This window comes from Falsiroseomonas sp. HW251 (genome assembly GCF_050563545.1).
In the GTDB taxonomy this organism is placed as follows: domain Bacteria; phylum Pseudomonadota; class Alphaproteobacteria; order Acetobacterales; family Acetobacteraceae; genus Falsiroseomonas.
Genome location: NZ_JBNXUM010000013.1, coordinates 158,247 through 176,615, shown reverse-complemented (window position 1 = coordinate 176,615; position 18,369 = coordinate 158,247). Strand labels below are relative to the sequence as shown.

The window sequence follows — 18,369 nt, the reverse complement described above, 5'->3', positions numbered from 1 at the left end:
TGCCGGTCGCACGACCTTGCCGCCAGCGGGCGAGGGAAGGTGGGGGTGAGCGCAACCGTCGCCAGCACCTCACCACCCCATGAGCACCGCCACCGCTACCCCCGGCGCCCCTACCTGGACCGCCACCGAGCGCCAGACCCTGTTCGCGATCATGGCGGCGCATGCCGTCAGCCATTTCCACATCCTGACCTTCGCGCCGCTCATCCCGCTGCTGCGCGACGACCTCGGCGCGTCCTTCATCGAGCTCGGCCTGGCGCTGACGCTGTTCAGCATCGTCACCGGGCTGACCCAGGCGCCTGTCGGCTTCCTCGTGGACCGCGTCGGCCCGCGCCGCGTGCTGACCGCGGGGCTTGCGATGAGCGTCGTCGCCTTCGGCAGCTTCGCGGTCTTCGGCACCTATGCCTGGCTGCTAATCTCCTCCGTGCTCGCGGGGATCGCCAATGCCGTCTACCACCCCGCGGATTACGCGATGCTGGGCAGCCGCATCGGGCCGGAGCGCATGGGGCGCGCCTTTTCCTGGCACACCTTCGCCGGCTACGCCGGCGGTGCTGTCGCGCCGGCCGTGCTGCTCGCCATCGCGGCGGGGCATGGCGCGCGCGCCGCCGTCGGCTTCGCCGCGGTGATCGGCCTGGCCGCGGCGGCCTTCGTCTGGATCGCCTGCCCGCGCGACGAGCCCGCGGCGAAGCCGCGCGCCGAGAAGGGGCCGAAGCCGAAGCTCATCAACGCGCGCATCATCGGGCTGACCGGGTTTTTCGTCCTCATCGCGCTTGCCTTCAGCGGCATGAACACCTTCGCGGTCGCCGCGCTGGTGACCGCGCACGCGCTGTCCCTGTCATGGGCGAGCGCAGCCGTGACGGCATATCTCATGGGCTCGGCGGCGGGCGTGCTGGTCGGCGGCTGGCTCGCGGACCGCTATGCGCGGCACGGGCTGATCGCGGCGCTCGGCTTCGCGGGGGCGGGCGTCGCGACGGCGATGGTGGGGTGGCTGGCGTTGCCGGGGCTGGCCGTGGCGGTACTGCTGGGCGTGGCAGGGATGCTGAGCGGGCTCTGCATGCCGTCGCGCGACATGATGGTCCGCGCTGCCGCGCCGCCGGGCCAGGCGGGCGCGGCCTTCGGGATCGTCTCGACCGGCTTCAACCTCGGCGGCATCGTCGCGCCGCTGATGTTCGGCTGGTTGATGGACCACGGCCACGCCGACCGCGTCTTCCTGCTCGGCGCCGCCTTCATGGCCATCACCGCCGCCGTCGCGCTCTATCAGGAAGCGCGGCGGCGCTGACGCTTCTCCTTTGCCGCACTCGGCGTGCCCGCGGGGGGCGGGGGCGGCTTCGCCTTGCCGCGCGCGGTCTGCCGCGCCTCGCCCAGCGAGATCGCGACCGCCTGCTTCACGGCCTGCTGCTTCGTCCTGGGGTGGCTGTTGCCGATGGTCCCGTCCTTCTCCCAGTCATGGACGAGTTCCTTGATGTTCGCCGAGACGGTTTCGCGCGAACCGCCCTTCTTCAGCCGTGCGGGCATGGTTGCACCTCCGCCCGCGCAACGCAGGACGCGGTGGCGCGGTTCACGGCGCGTCGAGCGCGTGGTCCTTCAGGTGATCCAGGCTGCACACGGCCAGCGCCGCGACATGCGTCGCCTCCAGCAGCACGGGCGGCGCGGCGCCGGCGAGCCGCGCCTCCTCCCACCGTGCGGCGCAGAGGCACCAGCGGTCGCCGGGCCTGAGCCCCGCGAAGCCGTATTGCGGCATCGGCGTCGAGAGGTCGTTGCCCGCGCGCTTCGAGAAGGCCAGGAACGCCGCCGTCATCTCCGCGCAGACAACGTGCAGGCCGAGATCCTGCGGCCCGGTGTTGCAGCAGCCGTCGCGGAAGAAGCCGGTGACCGGCGCGACCGAACACGGCAGCAGCGCGCCGCCGAGCACGTTCTTCGCGGGCGGCGGCCCTTCGCCGCGGTCGCGGCGGCGGTTGGTGTCGTCGAGGGGCATCGGTTGCTCCAGTCCCTCCCCCGCATCGCGGCCCCCTCCCCCGCAAGCGGGGGAGGGATGGGGTGAGGGTGAGGAGGATGAGGGCTTGCTGAACGAAGCACCCCCACCCTGACCCTTCCCCGCAGGCGGGGGAGGGAATGGAGGGGCGGGGCAGTCCGCGCTCTTACGCCGCCGCGCGGATCGCCGCGGCCTTCACGTCCTCGCCCACCGCGCCGGCAAACGTCTCGAAGTTCTGCTCGAACAGCGAGACCAGGTGCTTCGCCTGGCGGTCATAGGCATCCTTGTCAGCCCAGCTTTCCCGCGGGTTCAGCACGTCGGACGGGATCCCCGGCACTGATTTCGGCATCATCAGGCCGAAGAAGGGATCGCGCACGAACTCCACCTTCGCCAGGCTCCCGTCCAGCGCAGCGCGGAGCAGCGCGCGGGTGTGCTGGATGCTCATCCGCTTGCCCGTGCCATAGGCGCCGCCGGTCCAGCCGGTGTTCACCAGCCAGACCTGCGCGCCGTCCTTCTGGATGCGCTCCTCCAGCATGCGGCCATAGACTTCGGGATGGCGCGGCAGGAAGGGCGCGCCGAAGCAGGTGCTGAAGGTCGCCTGCGGCTCCTTGCCCAGGCCCTTCTCGGTGCCCGCGACGCGCGCGGTGTAGCCCGACAGGAAGTGGTACATCGCCTGCGCCGGCGTCAGCTTGGCGATCGGCGGCAGCACGCCGAAGGCGTCCGCCGTCAGCATCACGACGTTCCTCGGCTTGCCCGCGCGGCCGCCGGCGACCGTGTTCGGGATGAACTCGATGGGGTAGCAGGACCGCGTGTTCTCGGTCAGCCGCCCGTCATCGAGGTCGAGCCTGCCGTGCTCGTCGGAGATCACGTTCTCCAGCACCGCGCCGAAGCGGTGCGACGCGTCCCAGATCTGAGGCTCGGCTTCCTTCGACAGCTTGATGACCTTGGCGTAGCAGCCGCCCTCGAAGTTGAAGACTCCGCTGTCGGACCAGCCATGCTCGTCGTCGCCGACCAGCGCGCGCTCGGGGTCGCTGCTCAGCGTCGTCTTGCCCGTGCCGGAGAGGCCGAAGAACAGCGCGCTGTCGCCGCCCTGGCCGACATTGGCGCTGCAATGCATGGGCAGCACGCCGCGATCCGGCAGGATCCAGTTCATCACGGTGAAGATGGATTTCTTGATCTCGCCGGCATAGCTGGTGCCAGCGATGCAGATCACGCGCTTGGCGAAGGACAGCGCGATCAGCGTGGAGGTCCGGCAGCCATCCTCGGCCGGGTCGGCCTCGAATTCCGGCGCGTGCAGGATGACGTAGTCCGGCCTGAAGCCGTCCAGCTCCTCGCGCGCGGGGCGGATGAACATGTTGCGCGCGAACAGCGCGTGCCAGGCATGGGTCGTCACCAGGCGCACGCGGATGCGGTGCGCGGGATCGGCACCGGCATACAGATCCTGGACGAAGAGCTCCGGCGCCTGGCCGAGGAAGCTGCGCACCTTGGCGGTGAAGCCGTCGAACTTCGCCACCGGCAACGGGCGGTTCACCTTGCCCCACCAGATTGCGTCATGCACCTCGGGGTCGTCGGCGACGAACTTGTCCTGCACGGAACGCCCGGTGTGCTGGCCGGTCACCGCCATGAAGGCCCCATCGGCGGAAAGCCGCCCCTCGCCACGGCGCAGCGCATGGGCATAGAGGCCCGGCGCGGTCAGGTTGGCGTGGATCTCGGCCGGGCCGGCGACGCCGGTGCCGGCCAGGGCGGCGATGGGGGACGTCATGCACTTCCTCCGATGAGGCGCGGTTGGTCCCCCTGCAATCCAGGGTAGAATCGGGGCGTCCGCGCTGGCCCCGATGCTTGGGGGGTGAGCGGGGCAGAATTAGGGCGGCTAAGTGTCTGTGCGCAATGCGAACCGGTGGGTTACCTGGTCACGTGTTAGCTTGCTGCGCCGCACGCCCCTCCCGCGCCGCCCGGATCAGCCCGGCCCGGACGCCGTCGGCATCGGCCACCGGGGCCGGCCAGGCGTGGCGGATGACCGTGTCCTCCAGCGCGAGGTCGCAGCCATCGGTGTCCACCGAAACGAGACGCCAGTCGCCCGGCACCGCGCCGTGCAGCCCCGTCGCGATCGCGCCGACGGCGTCCGGATGGTCGGCGTTCACATGGGCCAGGATCTCGGCTTCGGCGGCCGCCACCGCCGCCGCCGCGGCCCGGTCCGGCAGGAGGTCCGCAACCCGCAAACGGGTCGCCCGGGCGAAGCCGCCCACCAGCAGCGCCCCGCCCGGCTTCACCCGCCACAGCGCGAAATCCCCGAAATCGGCATACAGGGCGGCATAGGGGTGGCGCGCCAGCCAGCGTGCCTTCAGCGGCGGCACCTCGTCCTCCGGCACCATCTCGGCCAGCCCGGTCACCGTCACCCGCGGCGCGGTCTGCGGGTTGGTCGATTCGGGCGCGCCGACGAAGAGGAGCGAACAGCGTGGCTCTGCCCGCAGGTGGCGGGTATGCTCCGACAGGGACGACAGCAGCATCAGGGCCGACAGGTCCGGGGCGGTGGCCGGCGTCACCAGGGTCGCGAAGGGCATCCCGTCGGCGCTGGTCGCCAGCGTCGCGGCCGCCGCCCCCCGGATCAGCCGCCGTGCCTCGAACCCCAGCCCTTCCGTCGCCATATCGTCTCCGGTTGTCCGACCCGCCTTTGCCACAATCTGCCGCCATAAGGGCGCCATGGCCGGGCGCGGTTGAGCCTCGGCCCAGGGAGTTCACCACCGTGCCAGCCACCATCGCGCTCGTGGACGACGACCGCAACATCCTGACCTCGGTGTCCATGACGCTCGAGCAGGAGGGGTTCCAGGTCCGCACCTTCACCGACGGCGAATCCGCCCTGCAGGGGCTGATGGCGCGCCCCGCCGACCTCGCCGTGCTCGACATCAAGATGCCGCGCATGGACGGGATGGAGCTGCTGCAGCGCCTGCGCCAGCGCAGCGCCATGCCGGTGATCTTCCTGACGTCCAAGGACGACGAGCTCGACGAGCTGATGGGGCTGCGGCTCGGCGCCGACGACTACATCACCAAGCCCTTCAGCCAGCGCCTGCTGCTGGAACGCATCCGCGCCCTGCTCCGCCGCAACGAGGCGTCGCGCAACGAGGGCAGCGGCACACCGGCCGGCGGCATCATCGCCCGCGGCGACCTGATGCTGGACGAGACCAAGCACACCTGCCTCTGGAAGGGCCAGCAGGTGCAGCTGACGGTGACCGAGTTCCTGCTGGTGAAGGCGCTGGCGGTGCGGCCGGGCATGGTGAAGAACCGCGACCAGCTGATCGACGCCGCCTATGGCGAGAACATCTACGTCGACGACCGCACGATCGACAGCCACGTCAAGCGCGTGCGCAAGAAGTTCCGCCAGGTGGACAACGACTTCGCGCAGATCGAGACGCTCTACGGCCTGGGCTACCGCTACAAGGAAGCCTGAACCAAACCGCCCTCCTCACACTGCGTTCGGGGAACGACAGCAAGAGGAGGATTGCGGTGAAACGCGTGATGTTGGCGCTGCTGCTCGGCGCGCCGCTTGCAGCCTGCGCCTATGTCGAAAGGCCGGCGCCCGGCTATGCGCAGTCGGGCTATGTGCAGCCGGGCTACGCGCAGTCCTACGGCTATGGCGCGCCGGCGGGTTATGCCCCGTCCTATGCGGCGCCGGCGACCCTGCCGGGCTACCGCGACGGCAGCTACGAGGCCGAACGCCAGGCCTATGAATACGGACGGCGCGACGGCGCCTCGGCAGCGCAGGGTCTGCGCTGAGGCCCGCGCGCGGAGCGGTTCCAACGCGACGGGTGCTGCTCTAGGCTCCGGCATCGCACCCGCAGGACCGAAATGCCCGACGCGAGCGGCGCGCCGCTGACCGAGCAGAGGCCGGCAACACCGGAACGCCGCCGCTGGCTCTCGCCGCTGCTGCGCCGGATCCTGCTGCTGAACGCCCTGCCGCCGGCGCTGCTGGCCGCCGCGCTGCTCTATCTCGACCAGTACCAGAACGGGCTGCTGGCCGCGGAGATCGAGGCGCTGCGCACCCAGGCCCGCATCTACGCCGGCGCCATCGCCGAAGCCGCGACCCGCACCCGCGACGACCGCACCACCCTCGTGCCCGACGCCGCCCGCCCGCTGCTGCGCCGCCTGGTCGAGCCTTCGCCCAACACCCAGGCGCGCCTCTATGACACCACCGGCCTGCTGGTCGCCGACAGCCGCGTCCGCGAAGGCCCGGGCGGCGCCATCGTGACGGAGCCGCTGCCCCCGCCCGAACCCCGCGGCGCGTTCTCCGGCGCCGTGGCGGGGATCTACGACCGCATCCTCGCCATCCTGCCGCGCGATACCCGCGAGGACGTGCTGGTGGATGTGAACCCCGACGCGCCGAGCTTCGACTGGCAGCCCGAATTCGGCGGCGGCCAGGCCGGCGGCGACCGGCGGGAGGAGCTGCGCCTCGCGCTGGAAGGCGGCGTGCGTCCCTATATCCGCCGCACCGCGGAAGGCCGATTGCTGGTCTCGGTGGCGGAGCCCGCGCGGCGCGGCGCCGGCGCGGTCGGCATCGTGCTGCTGACGCGCGAGGCGCGGGAGGTGGACCAGCGCCTGATGGAGATCCGCGTCTCGGTCCTCGCGCTCTTCGCGCTCGCGCTGGTCCTGACGGTGCTGGCCAGCTACTACCTCGCGCGCACGCTCGCCACGCCGATCCTGCAGCTCGCGACCTCGGCGGCGGCGATGCGGGAAGGCGAGGGCCGCGGCGGCAGCGTGCCCGGCCCGCTGCTCGCGCGCGACGACGAGATCGGCGTGCTCGCGCGCGACCTGCAGGCCGCGGCGCGCGCGCTCTGGGCCCGCATCGACGCCAACGAACGCTTCGCGGCCGACGTCGCGCATGAGCTTCGCAACCCGCTCACCTCCGTGCGCAGCGCCATCGAGACGCTGCGCCGGATCGAGGACACCGCGAAGCAGAAGCGCCTTCTCCAGATCATCTCCGACGACGCGGTGCGCATGGACCGCCTGATCAACGACATCGCCGACAGCTCCAAGGTGGATGCCGAGCTGTCGCGCACCATCGCGCAGCCCGTGGACGTTGCCCCCATCCTCTCCGCGCTGGGCGAGCTGCATGCCGCGACGCGGGGGGACGGCGATCCCCTGGTGGAGATCGAGGCGCCGGAGACGCTGATCGTGCGCGGCGTGGAAGGGCGCATCGTGCAGGTCTTCCGCAATCTCATCGGCAATGCCGTCTCCTTCAGCCCGAAGGACGGCAAGGTCACGGTGCGCGCGCGCCCGCTCGGTGCCACCGTCGAGTTCACGATCGAGGACGAGGGGCCGGGCATCCCCGACGCCAAGCTCGAGAGCATCTTCGACCGCTTCTACTCGGAGCGGCCGAGCGGCGAGCGCTTCGGCCAGCATTCCGGCCTCGGCCTGTCCATCTCGCGCCAGATCGTGGAGGGGCTGCGCGGGCGCATCGGCGCGGAGAACCGCCGCGACGCCGACGGGAAGATCCTGGGGGCGCGCTTCGTCGTCAGGCTGCCCGCGGGGTAGTAGCTGACCCGGTGTGCGGGTTTTCGGGCTTGGACGAGCTTGGCGAAGGCGAGCGGGGAGATGCCGATGCTCTGACGGCAGAGGACAGCGATCAGGTGCAGGCGCGGTCCATAGCAGGTCTGGTGCGCCAGGGGATCGCGGCCGAAGGCGGCGACGAAGACCGGCAGGTCCTGCGCACGGACCGCAAGCCGGAAAAGGCCGCCGCTACCAGGGATTGGAAAGCCCCTCCGCCACCACCGCCACGCGCGCCCCTGACACGGCCGGCGGCGGCTGGTCGCTCACCACGGGCTGGGCCGCGGCCAGGCCGAAGGGGGTGGACAGGGCGGCGCAGCGCAGCGCCACGCGCAACGCAGGCATGGTGGTTGTCTCCCGGCTTGTTGCCGGAGAGAAAGGGGCCGCCCCGGCAGGCTTCAGGCCCGGGGGCTTGCCCTTGGCGCGCCCGCGCGGCATCCGCTGCCCGATGGACCCGATCGCCCCCGACCTGCTGCAGACCCTGCCCGCCCGCATCAAGGAAGTCGGCACCAGCCAGATCGGCCTCGTCGCCGACCGCGGCCGCCACGACCCCGAGGTCATCAAACTCTGGATCGGCGAGGGCGACCTGCCCACGCCCGACCTGGTGGTCGAGGCCGCCCACAGGGCCATGCTGGCGGGCGAGACCCGCTACACCTATTCCCGCGGCATCCCCGCGCTGCACCAGGCGCTGTCGGACTACCATCGCCGCCACTGGGGGGTGGAGGTCGCGCCGGAGCGCTTCTCCATCACCGCCGGCGGCATGAACGCCATCATGCAGGCCTGCCAGGCGCTGCTCGAGCCCGGCGACGAGGTGATCGTGCCGGCCCCCGGCTGGCCGAACCTGGGCGAAGCCGTGCGGGTGACCGGCGGCGTCCCCGTGGCCGTGCCCTTCCGGCAGAGCGCCGCCGGCCGCTTCTCCTGGCCGCTCCCCGACATCCTGGCCGCGGTCACGCCGCGCACGCGCATCGTCGTGGTGAACTCGCCCAACAACCCCACGGGCTGGGTGATGACGCGGCCGGAGATGGAGGCGCTGCGCGACGCAGCGCGCGCCCGGGGCTTCTGGATCCTGTCGGACGAGGTCTACAACCACTTCACCTACGGCAACGCCATCGCCCCGTCCTTCCTGCAGGTCGCGACGCCATCCGACCGGCTGATCGTGACCAACACCTTCTCCAAGAACTGGGCGATGACGGGGTGGCGCGCGGGCTGGGTGCTCTACCCCGAGGGGCTGGCCGCGACCTTCGCCAAGCTGAACCAGTACAATACGACGTCCATCCCGACCTTCATCCAGCACGCCGCGGTGGCGGCGCTCGAACAGGGCGACGGCTTCATCCGCACCATGGTCGGCCGCTGCCTGGAAGCCCGTGCGATCCTGGTCGAGGGCCTGTCGCGCCTGCCCGGCGTGACGGTCTTTGCCCCCGACGGCGCCTTCTACCTGATGGTCAAGGTGGACACCGGGGAGAAGAGCCTGGACCTCGCCTTCCGTCTGCTGGAGCAGGCCAAGGTCGGTGTCGCCCCCGGCACCGCCTTCGGCCCGGAAGGCGAGGGCTTCCTGCGAATCTGCTTCGCCATCAGCCCCGACCTGGCGCGCGAGGCGGTGGCGCGGCTGGCGCGCGTGCTGGGGTAGGGCGCGAGCGGGGCCGCTGGCGCCCCGCCGTGGCACTCGGTCGTGGATGTCCGGGTGCAAGATGCTGCGGCTCGAGGATGTCCTGCTGACGCCGGCTGCGCGACTGGCAGGCGGCCGGGGTGTGGGGAACAACTACCAGCCGGTCTCCAAGCCCGCGTTCACGGCTTCGATCGAAGGCTGCTCATTGCCCTCTGCTTCAGCCCTTCCTTTGGTGGCCGGTCGACATCCATGCCCCTCATCACGGCCGCTGTCCGAGGCGACCTCCGTGCCGCGTTGGAGGCAACGGTCGAGACGTCGCGCGACCTGCCGCAGGCCGGAAGGCGAGAACCAGTTGCCGAAGGTCATCGACGATGTCAGATTCCGGAACGAAGTCGAGGTGATCAGCACGCCAGCGCGGAGCGCTGCGCGATCAGCCGGCTGTCACCGAACTTCCGCATGGCTCGCGACAAGGGTAGTGAGAGCGATGTTTCCAGGCGCACGCCTTATCGATCCTCCCGCGGCCGCGAAGTTCAAGACCGTCAGCAGCATCGATCCCGCGGAGTTCACCGCCAGTTCGCGCATCAGTAGCCGGCTTCCGGGGACTAGCCATCAATACGGCTATCAGCTGCGGGACCGAGCGCTGTGGCGCATGCGCTTCAACGAGCCGATCTTTGCCATGGCAAGCCGCAGTGCTGGCACGATCGAGGCGTGCTTCGCCGAGAATCGCTTCAGTACCGATGTCCGGCTGAGCGGCGACGAAAGCGGCAACTTCGTCGTCGTGATGCCCTGCAAGGGCGCGCTGACGCTGCTGCAGGATGGCGCCGCGACGACGGCCAGCGAAGGCGGCGGTCTGGTCATGCGTCCAAGCCCGCGCGCCCAAGTGGTGTTCAGTGACTCCGGCGGCCGCGCCAACCTCTGCTTCAAGGTGGCAGAGGTCGAGGAGACGCTGCGGCACACGCTCGACCGCGACTTGCGCCGGCCGCTCGAATTCGCGCCTGCGCTGGACTGGACCTGCGGCTTGGCCGTGAGCTTCAAGCGCCAGTTGGATGCCGTGTTTGCCGAGTTCCAGAGCCTTGACGGCGTGGTCGACAATCCCGTCGCGCTCGCCGCCATGACCGACCTCCTCGTGACGCTGCTGCTGCGTGCCGCGCGACACAACTACGCCGACCAGTTGGACGTCGGGGCACCATGCGCGGTTCCGGCCTATGTGCGGCGCGCCGAGGAGTTCATGCGCGCCAACAGCACCAGGCCGATCCGTATCGCTGAGGTCGCCGTCGCGGCCGGATGCAGTGTGCGCAACCTGCACGGCGTGTTCCGGCGTTTCCGCGGCACGACCCCGCTCGCCGCGCTGCAAGCGTGCCGGCTGGAACAGGTGCATGCTGAGCTTAGCCGCGGGGGAACCGGCGGCCCGATCGGCGCGGTCGCACGTCGCTACGGCTTCACGAACGCGTCCCGGTTCGGCGCCGCGTTCAGGCGCCGCTTCGGCGAAGCCCCGTCGGATGTCGTTCGGCGCGCGTCCCGCTCGTAGCGAGCGCGTCGGTCGCTCGGGCGACGCCTTCGACTGATCCGCGAACGGCAGCGCAGAGAGCAGTACGTCCTGCGCCGCGTCTGGAGGCTGCTCGATCGTTAGCGGCTTGCATCAGGGAACCGCCCGCTGGCGCGGTCGCCAGGCCGCGAAGCCGTGACATACGAGAACGGCAAGTCCTGGACAGATCCGGCAGGGAAGCAGCCGGGCGCGGCACTGCACGCCTCCAAACCGCCTTCCAGCGTGCGAGCCTGCCTTCGCTTGCCGGGATCGAATCCACTGAGCCTGCGCGGCACTCTTCGGCCTACCCATCATGCGTCCAGTCTGCGTGCCGCATCGATCCTGAAGCGCGCGCCGACGGTCCGGGGGAGGTCGATGACAGGGCACGGTACCGGCGACTGCGACCGGTCGCGACAGGAGGAGGTTCACGATGCAGTCCCGTCTTGCCGCTGCGATGCTTGCAGCCAGCCTGCTCGTGCCACCCGCCCTCGCCGGCGAGCACTCGACCTACCACTATCTCGAGGCTCCACCAGAAGCCTTGCAGCCGTGTCGTGCCGGCATGCTGCTCAGCATGCCGCCATCCTGGCAGTCGGGCGACGGGGCCGTCGTCCTGCTGACGATGGAGCGGCCGCAGGACGCGGCGCGTGACGCGCTCGTCTCGGCGCTGCTGTTCGAGGAGCATGCGGCGGTGGTCGAGCTCATGCCCGTGCGCTGCGACGCGAGTTCCGAGGAGCGGGACGGTGTCGTCGCCGGTGCGATCGACGCGCTCGATGCCGTGACGCGCCGGATGGGCAGCGGCATGGTGGTGGCCATCGGCTATGGCCCAGGAGCCAGGGCGATTCTGGACGTGGTCGATGCGGGGATGACGCGCCCGCGCGGCGCCGATGCGCCGCGCTATGCTGCCGCGGTCGCGATCGGCGACGGCGCGCCTGCCTTTGCACTCGGGGCACCGCCCCCCGCGCGCGAGGGCGCGCCCATGCGGCTGGCGGCGTTGTGCCGGAGCCTCGCCGCCGTGGCGGGCGGCATGGGCGCGACAGTGGAGCGCGAAGCGCCTGCCGCCGCAGCCGCGGCCTGTGCGGCTGCCATGTCGGCCGAGACCTTGCCCGCCACGGAGTCGGTCCACTCCTCGGTCCGGCGCTGAGCCTGCGTGTCGGATCCGCATCCCAGCCGCTTCGCGGCTGCCACACTCCCGCCGTTCACCGAGAGCGAAGGGGATGCGCCATGACGGAAGGCAAGCCGGTCGCGCCGGCGGTCGTCCCCAAGACGGTCACCGCCTCCTCGCCCATCAGGAGCGTTTCGCCCGGGCACACGTTTGGTGCGGGAGAAGCGGGAGGCGATGAGCTGCTTCGCGCCGGTATCACAGCCGGTTCCGCGCGCCCCTACACCGCCCGCGAGCGCCTGCTTCGCCACCTGCTGGAGACAGGCTGCGACCCCAGGCTGCTGCGCGTCCTGCAGGACGACAGGGAACGTCGGCGCCGGGATCGCGCCAGCGCGCGATAGCCGCGACAGCGCGCACGTTACCACCCCATCAGCGCCACCCAGCACCAAGGCCGCGCGCCACGCGGGTGGCCCGACTCAGCGAGTGGCCCGACTCAGGAGAGCGGACATTGACGTTCAGGCCCAAGGTCACCCTTACGGTCGTCGCGACGCTGCTGACGACGATGGCCGCCTTTGCTGCCATGCAAAGCGTCTCCGGCATGCCTCAGCAGGCTGCCCCCTATCCCGATCCGATCGCCATCGATTGGACGATCCGCCCGACCGTCTGGGGCCTGCCGTGATGCGCGTCCTGATCGGCGCCTCGGTTGCGCCGGGGCGCGCCGGCCCAGCTCAGGCCTGCGGCGGGCCGGCATTGTCGCCCGTGCCGCCGCAACTGGCCGAGGCTTGGCGACGTGCCAACTGATCTGCCTGCTTTGCTGACCGGCATTAGCCGGCGCTTCACGTCAGTCGTCCTGCCCGGCGTTGATGTGCGCTACTCACGGAGTGTCACGGCCAGCGCATTTGGGCCGTGTGTTTCAAGCTGAGAGCCCGCTATCCGTGCAAACCGGACGCGGTGGCCCTCCCCGGACTCACCCGCCCATAACGAAACCGCTCGACACCGCAGCGCTGGCGTCTTATTCTTAGGAACACGGTCCCATCAAGGCCAGCCGCTCTTTGAACCCGTCCATCCGCCCCTTAGGCTCCCCGTCTGCCCAGGGCCGGGCGATGTGTCCGAACCCCGCAAGCCGCTTTAAGGCTAAAAGCTTAAAATCCTAAAACAGTAAAAGCCCCGCCGCTCCTACCTCGCCGGCAGGCAGGCCTTCGACAGCAGCCGAAAGGCCCCCGCCCGGTGGCTGATCGCGTGCTTCGCCGCCGGCGTCATCTCGCCGAAGGTTTCGGCGTGGCCATGCGGCACGAACATCGGGTCGTAGCCAAAGCCGTTGGTCCCCCGCGGCGGCCAGATCCATTCGCCATGCGCCTCGCCCAGGAAGCCTTCCACGTGGCCGTCCGGCCAGGCCAGCACCAGCGCGCAGCTGAACCAGGCCCTTTTGTCCGAAGAGTGCCGCGCGAGCTTCTCGACCTTCGCCATCGCCATGGCGTAGTCGCGGCCGGAAGGCGTCTCCGCCCAGTCCGCGGTATAGACGCCCGGCGCGCCGTCCAGCGCGGCGACCGAGAACCCGCTGTCGTCGGCCAGCGCCGGCAGGCCCGACGCCCTCGCCGCGGCCACCGCCTTGATCCCGGCATTGCCGAGGAAGCTCGTCTCCGTCTCCGCGGGCTCCGGCAGGCCGAGGGAGCCGGCGCTGACGACCTCGAGGCCCCAGGGCGCCAGCAGCTCCGCGACCTCCCGCAGCTTGCCCTCGTTGTGCGTCGCCAGGACCAGCGTCGGGCCTTCCAGGCGCCGGCGCCGGGACGGCGCGCCCCCCTCACCCAACCCTCTCCCCCCTGTGGAGGGTGAGGGCCGACGCACCGTGGCCGATGTCACGTCCGGATGGCCTCCCGCTGCTTCGCGAAGAGCTCGTTCGTGCCCTTGCGCGCCAGCGCCAGCAGCGCGGTCAGCTCGGCCTCGGTGAAGGGCGCGCCCTCGGCGGTCGCCTGCACCTCCACGATGCCGCCCGAGCCCGTCATGACGAAATTGCCATCGGTCTCGGCCTTGCTGTCCTCCTCGTAGTCGAGGTCGAGCACCGGGGTCCCGTTCCACACCCCGCAGGAGATCGCCGCCACCTGGTCCTTCAGCGGGTTCTTCTTCAGGATGTTCTTCGCGATCGCGTGCTGGAACGCCAGGTGCAGCGCCACCCAGGCCCCGGTGATGGACGCCGTGCGCGTCCCTCCATCCGCGGTCAGCACGTCGCAATCCAGCGTCACGGTCATCTCGCCCATGGCCTTCATGTCGGTCACGGCGCGCAGGCTGCGCCCGATCAGTCGCTGGATCTCCTGCGTGCGGCCGGACTGCTTGCCGCGTGCTGCCTCGCGGTCGCCGCGGGTATGCGTCGCCCGCGGCAGCATCCCGTATTCCGCCGTCACCCAGCCCTGGCCGGAATTGCGCAGGAAGGGTGGCACCTTGCCCTCGATGCTCGCGGTGCAGAGCACCTCCGTCACGCCGAAGCGCACCAGGCAGGACCCCTCGGCGTGGCGCGCGGCGCCCGGCGTCAGCGTCACCGCGCGAAGCTCGTCGGCCCCGCGGTTCGAGGGTCGGACGAAGGGCGCCTTGAAGCCCGCAGGAAAGTCGATCATGGCGCTGCCCTAGCCCTGCAATCCCGTGGCGTCCAGCGGTGAGTGACCCTAGGCTGCCGGCGGAGGAACCGCCCATGGACATGCAGCACCCCGCCGGGCCGGTCGCGACCGCGGACGACGTCGCGCGCTATCGCCGGGAGGGCTGGATGCTGCTCCGCGGCGTGCTGGGACCGCGCCATGTCGCGGCCTGTCTCGAGGCGCTGTCGGGCCTGGCCAGCGGCCGCATCCCCGCCCGCGAGACCATCCTGATGTGGGAGAACGGCCCCCCGCCCGAGGGCACGCCGCCCGGGGAGCGGGAGCTCCACATCCGCAAGTACATGGATTTCTGCACCGACGCCGCGGCGCTGCACGACGCCGCGATGAGCGCGTCCCTGCATCGCGCGCTCGACCGCGTGCTGGGCGAAGGCCGCGTCCTCTTCCAGGAAATGGCACTGGTGAAGCCGCCCCTGATCGGCGGCGAGAAGCCCTGGCATCAGGACTGCTCGTATTTCCGCGTCACCGATCCCGGCCTGGTGGTCGGCGTCTGGATCGCGCTCGACGAGGCCAGGCGCGAGAATGGCTGCATGGAGCTGATTGCGGGCTCGCATCTCTGGGGACCGATGCCGCACCACCACGAGAACGACTTCAACCGCTGCCGGATCAGGGAGGACCTGCTGAAGCCCGAGAGCCGCATCGCGGTGGAGATGCAGCCCGGCGACGCACTGGTCTTCCACGGCCTGCTGCAGCACTACACCGCGCCGAACCGCTCCGCGCTGCGCCGCCGCGCGATCCAGTTCCACTACCACCAGATCGGCGCGGTCTGGGGCAGCCTGGAGGACCATCGCCGGCTCTTCCACGACGAGCACGGGAACTATGCCGGCTGCACCGTGGCGCACGCGCATCTTCCTGGCGGCAACTACGCGTATCGGGACGGCCTGCCGCGAGCCGTGGTGCCGGTGGACACCGCGGACTGAGCCGCGTTCGGAGCCACCGTTTCCCTCCATTGCCCTCTCCCCCAGGAAGGGGGAGAGAGATGGGTGACGGGGTCGCGAAGCTGGTCGGTGCGGCGCCGCCCGCTGATTCAGGTCGGCGCAGCTCGGGCGCGGGCTATCCCAGCCCCAGCAGCACCAGCTCCGTCACCCCCGTTCCGTCCCAGTCCACCTGCCGCAGGTCGGTGACCACCGGCGTCAGCATCGCCGCGACGCGCTGGCGCGCATTCGCCATGGCGTGCCGGATGCGCGGCGCGTCGTCGGGCGGGGGCTCCCCGCGGAGCGCGCCGCGCCCGTCCCACTCCAGCATGTCGGTCCAGCTCTCGCGCCGCGGCGTGCCCTGCCAGCGCTGGCCGCAACTCCCGCGGATGCGCTGGAAGGCGCAGTCGAGGTTCAGCGCGCCCTCCGCGCCCGGCACGAAGCGGCCGGTCAGCCGCCCCTCGCTCTCGCAGTTGGAATTGTCGCGGGCATCGAGGTTCTCGAGCCCGATGATGCGCAGCCGCCCCGCCTCGTCGGCGCCGATCACCGCGCCGAGCTGCTGGGTCAGCCCGATCCCCGTGGTGCCGGCCATATTGACCATCACGACCTCGCGCCCCGCCAGCGGCAGTACCACGGGGCTGCCGGCCGCGCCGGTCTGGGTCGGCAGGATCACCTCGCCGGTCACCGCGCCGCTGGCGCGCAGGCGCTGCACGCGCTCCCGCCCCGCGCTGGCCGCGGCGAGTTCGATCGCCACCGGCGGCCCGCCCGGTCGCAGCCGCGCCTCCAGCCGCCGACCCCCGCCCTGGCCGCCGCTGCGCTGCTGCGCCAGGGCGGGGGTCGGCAGCATCAGCAGCAGGGCGGCGCGGCGCTTGATCATCCGGCCCGCCCTATAGCCGCTTCAGCCCCGGCAGACCACGCGCGGCCGGCCGTTCGGCGCGACGAGGACCGCCGGCCGCCGCCCCCGCGCGCAGAGGTCTCGCAGCAGGGACGGCGAGCTCAGCAGCGTGCCGGCCGCCACGCGCTGGACATTGACCCGCGCGTGATAGGACAGGCCCCGCCCCGGCTCGCCCGAATGGTACTGCGCGATCGCCTCCGCCCAGTTGCCGGTGCGCCGTTGCAAGTCGCGCAGGAAGCGCGCGGCATAGGCGACGTTGCGCGCGGGATCGAAGGCGGCGTCGAGGCTGTCGAAGGCGCCGGGATGGTGCAGCAGGTTCACCTGCATGCAGCCCACATCCACCGAGGTGACGCCGCGCGCCCGGAAGCCCTCCACCGCCGCGATCGCGGCCTCGCGGCTCTCGGCGAAGCGGCTCTCGCCCGCGGCATTGATCGCGAAGGGCCAGGGCGCGACGCCGCCGCCGGGCCGCGCCCTGCCGCTTTCGACCCGCGCGATCGCGAGCAGCAGGCCGGGCGGCAGGCCGACCTGGGATTCCGCGGCGATGGCCTGTTCGCAGGCGTTCCAGGGATTGGCGGGCTGCGCCTGGGCCGGGCCTGCCAGCAGCAGCAGGACCAGCAGCGCGATCAGCGGCTGCTGCGCGGGATCATGCCCTGGAGGATCAGGGAGGAGCCGGACTCCGTCCTCTCGTTCAGCTGCCGCTGCTGGCGCAGCCGCTGGTAGTTGGCGCTGAGGTCGGGCGGGGGGGTCGAGGGCGCCATGCTCTGCACCGAGGGCGGCGCCGCCGGCGGGGCCCCCTGCATGCGCGGCGACCCCGGCACGGCTTGCCAGGTTCCGGCGCCGCCATACTGCCAGCTCGCCTGCGCCGCGGCGGGTCTGGCGGCGGCCAGCGCAAGAAGCAGGGCAAGAGGAAGGACGGTCATGCTGCGCCACATCAACCGAAACTGCGCCGCCGCGCCGCGAATCTCAAGCGGAAGCTGGCCGAGGTTGACCCGTCCCCGCCCCGTCCCTAGCGTTCACGCGTAGAAGGACGGTCCGGGATCAGAGCCACCATGGGTCCGATGCACCGGCCGCCGCGCCCGGGGCTGACGCCAGCGGCGTCGCGGGCGCCGGCCATCACCTCCATTGCCTCCCCGGGCGGTCTGCTCCCGCCCGGCGTGGACGACCGCGGCGCCTCGATCCTGCGCGAACTGGTCGAGCTCTATGTCGCGACCGGCGAGCCCGTGGGCAGCCGCACCCTGTCGCGCCGCCTGCCGCAGGCGCTCTCCCCTGCCACCATCCGCAACGTGATGGCGGACCTCGAGGATGCCGGGCTGCTCTACGCCCCGCATACCTCCGCCGGGCGCCTGCCGACGGAGCGCGGGCTCCGGCTCTTCGTGGACGGGCTGCTCCAGTTCGGCGCCCTGCCGGAGGAGGAGCGCGACGCCATCGCGGCCCGCTGCGCCGCCGGCGGGCGCAGCCTGCAGGACACGCTGGCCGAGGCCGGGCAGATGCTGTCGGGCCTGGCCGGCGCCGCGGGCCTGGTCGTCGCGCCGAAGAGCGAGGCGCCGCTGCGGCATATCGAGTTCGTCGCGCTCGGGCCGGGCCGCGCGCTGGTCGTGCTGGTGACCGCCGACGGCCAGGTCGAGAACCGCGTGATCGAGGTGCCGGCGGGGCTGCCGCCCTCCGCGCTCGTGCAGGCCGGCAACTACCTCAATGCGCGGCTGTCGGGCCGCACGCTGGACGAGGCGCGGACCGACGTGCAGGCCGAGATGGCGGCCAACCGCACGGCGCTGGACGAACTGACCCAGCAGGTGATCGCGGCGGGGCTCGCCACCTGGTCGGGCGGGGTCGGCGGCACGCTGATCCTGCGGGGCCAGGCGAAGCTGCTGCAGAACCTCGACCAGGTGCAGCGGGTCACGGAGATCCAGGCGCTGTTCGAGCGGCTGGAGACCCAGGAGACGATGCTGCGCCTGCTCGACCTCGCCCAGCGCGGCGAGGGCGTGCAGATCTTCATCGGCGCCGAGAGCGGCCTGTTCGACAGCGCCGGCCTGTCCATGGTCGTGGCGCCCTTCCGCAATGCCGCCGACCAGCGGATCGTCGGCGCGATCGGTGTGGTGGGCCCGACCCGGATCAACTACGGGCGGATCGTGCCCGTGGTGGACTACACCGCGCGGGTGATCGGGCGCCTGCTGGGCTAGCCCG

Annotated in this window: 20 protein-coding genes; 11 read left to right on the top strand and 9 right to left on the bottom strand. The window is 71.4% G+C overall.

The window, feature by feature from the left end; translation table 11 throughout:
- Positions 1-79: 79 nt before the first annotated feature.
- A complete protein-coding gene (locus ACLF3M_RS17405) occupies positions 80-1,276 on the top strand; it encodes an MFS transporter (RefSeq protein ID WP_430658227.1) in 1,197 nt (398 codons plus the stop codon).
- Here ACLF3M_RS17405 and ACLF3M_RS17400 read toward each other — a convergent pair.
- From ACLF3M_RS17400 to ACLF3M_RS17385, 4 genes are all read right to left on the bottom strand, one after another.
- Entirely contained in the window at positions 1,255-1,512 is a 258-nt protein-coding gene (locus ACLF3M_RS17400) for a hypothetical protein (RefSeq protein WP_430658226.1), read from the bottom strand. The genes ACLF3M_RS17405 and ACLF3M_RS17400 overlap by 22 nt on opposite strands.
- Before the next feature lie 43 nt (positions 1,513-1,555).
- On the bottom strand, positions 1,556-1,972 hold the full coding sequence (locus ACLF3M_RS17395) for a DUF2237 family protein (RefSeq protein ID WP_430658225.1): 417 nt from the start codon (positions 1,970-1,972) through the stop codon (positions 1,556-1,558).
- A 163-nt stretch (positions 1,973-2,135) separates the two neighbouring features.
- Positions 2,136-3,731: a phosphoenolpyruvate carboxykinase gene (locus ACLF3M_RS17390; protein ID WP_430658224.1), complete on the bottom strand. Its 1,596-nt coding sequence runs from the start codon at positions 3,729-3,731 to the stop codon at positions 2,136-2,138.
- Positions 3,732-3,879: 148 nt separating this feature from the next.
- On the bottom strand, positions 3,880-4,614 hold the full coding sequence (locus ACLF3M_RS17385; RefSeq protein WP_430658223.1) for a HugZ family protein: 735 nt from the start codon (positions 4,612-4,614) through the stop codon (positions 3,880-3,882).
- Positions 4,615-4,712: 98 nt separating this feature from the next.
- Here ACLF3M_RS17385 and ACLF3M_RS17380 point away from each other — a divergent pair, with 98 nt between their 5' ends.
- From ACLF3M_RS17380 to ACLF3M_RS17370, 3 genes are all read left to right on the top strand, one after another.
- On the top strand, positions 4,713-5,414 hold the full coding sequence (locus tag ACLF3M_RS17380) for a response regulator transcription factor (RefSeq protein WP_430658222.1): 702 nt from the start codon (positions 4,713-4,715) through the stop codon (positions 5,412-5,414).
- A 56-nt stretch (positions 5,415-5,470) separates the two neighbouring features.
- Positions 5,471-5,740: a hypothetical protein gene (locus tag ACLF3M_RS17375; protein WP_430658221.1), complete on the top strand. Its 270-nt coding sequence runs from the start codon at positions 5,471-5,473 to the stop codon at positions 5,738-5,740.
- A 72-nt stretch (positions 5,741-5,812) separates the two neighbouring features.
- Positions 5,813-7,495: a stimulus-sensing domain-containing protein gene (locus ACLF3M_RS17370; RefSeq protein WP_430658220.1), complete on the top strand. Its 1,683-nt coding sequence runs from the start codon at positions 5,813-5,815 to the stop codon at positions 7,493-7,495.
- A gap of 204 nt (positions 7,496-7,699) precedes the next feature.
- On the opposite strand, the gene ACLF3M_RS17365 is transcribed toward ACLF3M_RS17370, so the two are convergent.
- Positions 7,700-7,852 carry a hypothetical protein gene (locus tag ACLF3M_RS17365; protein WP_430658219.1) on the bottom strand — a complete coding sequence of 51 codons (153 nt, stop codon included), beginning with the start codon at positions 7,850-7,852 and terminating at the stop codon, positions 7,700-7,702.
- Between the two features lie 103 nt (positions 7,853-7,955).
- Here ACLF3M_RS17365 and ACLF3M_RS17360 point away from each other — a divergent pair, with 103 nt between their 5' ends.
- The 5 genes from ACLF3M_RS17360 to ACLF3M_RS17340 all read left to right on the top strand — a co-directional run bounded on the left by ACLF3M_RS17360 (position 7,956) and on the right by ACLF3M_RS17340 (position 12,416).
- Positions 7,956-9,134 (top strand): pyridoxal phosphate-dependent aminotransferase, encoded by a 1,179-nt coding sequence (locus ACLF3M_RS17360; RefSeq protein WP_430658218.1) that lies wholly within the window; start codon positions 7,956-7,958, stop codon positions 9,132-9,134.
- Between the two features lie 331 nt (positions 9,135-9,465).
- The gene (locus tag ACLF3M_RS17355; protein ID WP_430658217.1) at positions 9,466-10,641 is read left to right on the top strand and encodes an AraC family transcriptional regulator; all 1,176 of its coding nucleotides are present in this window, start codon (positions 9,466-9,468) and stop codon (positions 10,639-10,641) included.
- Positions 10,642-11,068: 427 nt separating this feature from the next.
- Positions 11,069-11,779 carry a hypothetical protein gene (locus tag ACLF3M_RS17350; RefSeq protein WP_430658216.1) on the top strand — a complete coding sequence of 237 codons (711 nt, stop codon included), beginning with the start codon at positions 11,069-11,071 and terminating at the stop codon, positions 11,777-11,779.
- A gap of 80 nt (positions 11,780-11,859) precedes the next feature.
- Positions 11,860-12,138, top strand: coding sequence for a hypothetical protein (locus ACLF3M_RS17345; protein WP_430658215.1), 279 nt, complete (start codon positions 11,860-11,862; stop codon positions 12,136-12,138).
- A gap of 107 nt (positions 12,139-12,245) precedes the next feature.
- Positions 12,246-12,416 carry a hypothetical protein gene (locus ACLF3M_RS17340; protein ID WP_430658214.1) on the top strand — a complete coding sequence of 57 codons (171 nt, stop codon included), beginning with the start codon at positions 12,246-12,248 and terminating at the stop codon, positions 12,414-12,416.
- A gap of 497 nt (positions 12,417-12,913) precedes the next feature.
- Here ACLF3M_RS17340 and rdgB read toward each other — a convergent pair whose 3' ends face one another.
- Positions 12,914-13,546, bottom strand: a complete 633-nt coding sequence (gene rdgB / locus ACLF3M_RS17335) for an RdgB/HAM1 family non-canonical purine NTP pyrophosphatase (protein ID WP_430658213.1) — start codon at positions 13,544-13,546, stop codon at positions 12,914-12,916.
- Between the two features lie 47 nt (positions 13,547-13,593).
- Positions 13,594-14,346 carry a ribonuclease PH gene (gene rph, locus ACLF3M_RS17330; RefSeq protein ID WP_430658212.1) on the bottom strand — a complete coding sequence of 251 codons (753 nt, stop codon included), beginning with the start codon at positions 14,344-14,346 and terminating at the stop codon, positions 13,594-13,596.
- A gap of 74 nt (positions 14,347-14,420) precedes the next feature.
- Here rph and ACLF3M_RS17325 point away from each other — a divergent pair, with 74 nt between their 5' ends.
- Entirely contained in the window at positions 14,421-15,299 is an 879-nt protein-coding gene (locus tag ACLF3M_RS17325; protein ID WP_430658211.1) for a phytanoyl-CoA dioxygenase family protein, read from the top strand.
- A 133-nt stretch (positions 15,300-15,432) separates the two neighbouring features.
- Here the strand turns inward: ACLF3M_RS17325 and ACLF3M_RS17320 are convergent, their stop codons facing one another.
- Complete coding sequence (locus tag ACLF3M_RS17320) at positions 15,433-16,170, bottom strand: hypothetical protein (RefSeq protein ID WP_430658210.1); 738 nt, start codon at positions 16,168-16,170, stop codon at positions 15,433-15,435.
- Between the two features lie 21 nt (positions 16,171-16,191).
- Positions 16,192-17,118 (bottom strand): lytic transglycosylase domain-containing protein, encoded by a 927-nt coding sequence (locus ACLF3M_RS17315; RefSeq protein ID WP_430658209.1) that lies wholly within the window; start codon positions 17,116-17,118, stop codon positions 16,192-16,194.
- 128 nt (positions 17,119-17,246) lie between these two features.
- Here ACLF3M_RS17315 and hrcA point away from each other — a divergent pair, with 128 nt between their 5' ends.
- Positions 17,247-18,365, top strand: a complete 1,119-nt coding sequence (hrcA, locus tag ACLF3M_RS17310) for a heat-inducible transcriptional repressor HrcA (RefSeq protein WP_430658208.1) — start codon at positions 17,247-17,249, stop codon at positions 18,363-18,365.
- Positions 18,366-18,369: the final 4 nt, after the last annotated feature.

Excerpts from the sequence above, each read along its gene's own strand:
- rph (WP_430658212.1), bottom strand. The coding sequence starts at position 14,346 with ATGATCGACTTTCCTGCGGGCTTCAAGGCGCCCTTCGTCCGACCCTCG.
- ACLF3M_RS17400 (WP_430658226.1), bottom strand. The coding sequence starts at position 1,512 with ATGCCCGCACGGCTGAAGAAGGGCGGTTCGCGCGAAACCGTCTCGGCG.
- ACLF3M_RS17370 (WP_430658220.1), top strand. The coding sequence starts at position 5,813 with ATGCCCGACGCGAGCGGCGCGCCGCTGACCGAGCAGAGGCCGGCAACA.
- ACLF3M_RS17325 (WP_430658211.1), top strand. The coding sequence starts at position 14,421 with ATGGACATGCAGCACCCCGCCGGGCCGGTCGCGACCGCGGACGACGTC.
- ACLF3M_RS17405 (WP_430658227.1), top strand. The coding sequence starts at position 80 with ATGAGCACCGCCACCGCTACCCCCGGCGCCCCTACCTGGACCGCCACC.
- ACLF3M_RS17385 (WP_430658223.1), bottom strand. The coding sequence starts at position 4,614 with ATGGCGACGGAAGGGCTGGGGTTCGAGGCACGGCGGCTGATCCGGGGG.
- ACLF3M_RS17350 (WP_430658216.1), top strand. The coding sequence starts at position 11,069 with ATGCAGTCCCGTCTTGCCGCTGCGATGCTTGCAGCCAGCCTGCTCGTG.
- hrcA (WP_430658208.1), top strand. The coding sequence starts at position 17,247 with ATGCACCGGCCGCCGCGCCCGGGGCTGACGCCAGCGGCGTCGCGGGCG.
- ACLF3M_RS17360 (WP_430658218.1), top strand. The coding sequence starts at position 7,956 with ATGGACCCGATCGCCCCCGACCTGCTGCAGACCCTGCCCGCCCGCATC.
- ACLF3M_RS17320 (WP_430658210.1), bottom strand. The coding sequence starts at position 16,170 with ATGATCAAGCGCCGCGCCGCCCTGCTGCTGATGCTGCCGACCCCCGCC.
- ACLF3M_RS17395 (WP_430658225.1), bottom strand. The coding sequence starts at position 1,972 with ATGCCCCTCGACGACACCAACCGCCGCCGCGACCGCGGCGAAGGGCCG.
- ACLF3M_RS17390 (WP_430658224.1), bottom strand. The coding sequence starts at position 3,731 with ATGACGTCCCCCATCGCCGCCCTGGCCGGCACCGGCGTCGCCGGCCCG.
- ACLF3M_RS17345 (WP_430658215.1), top strand. The coding sequence starts at position 11,860 with ATGACGGAAGGCAAGCCGGTCGCGCCGGCGGTCGTCCCCAAGACGGTC.
- ACLF3M_RS17365 (WP_430658219.1), bottom strand. The coding sequence starts at position 7,852 with ATGCCTGCGTTGCGCGTGGCGCTGCGCTGCGCCGCCCTGTCCACCCCC.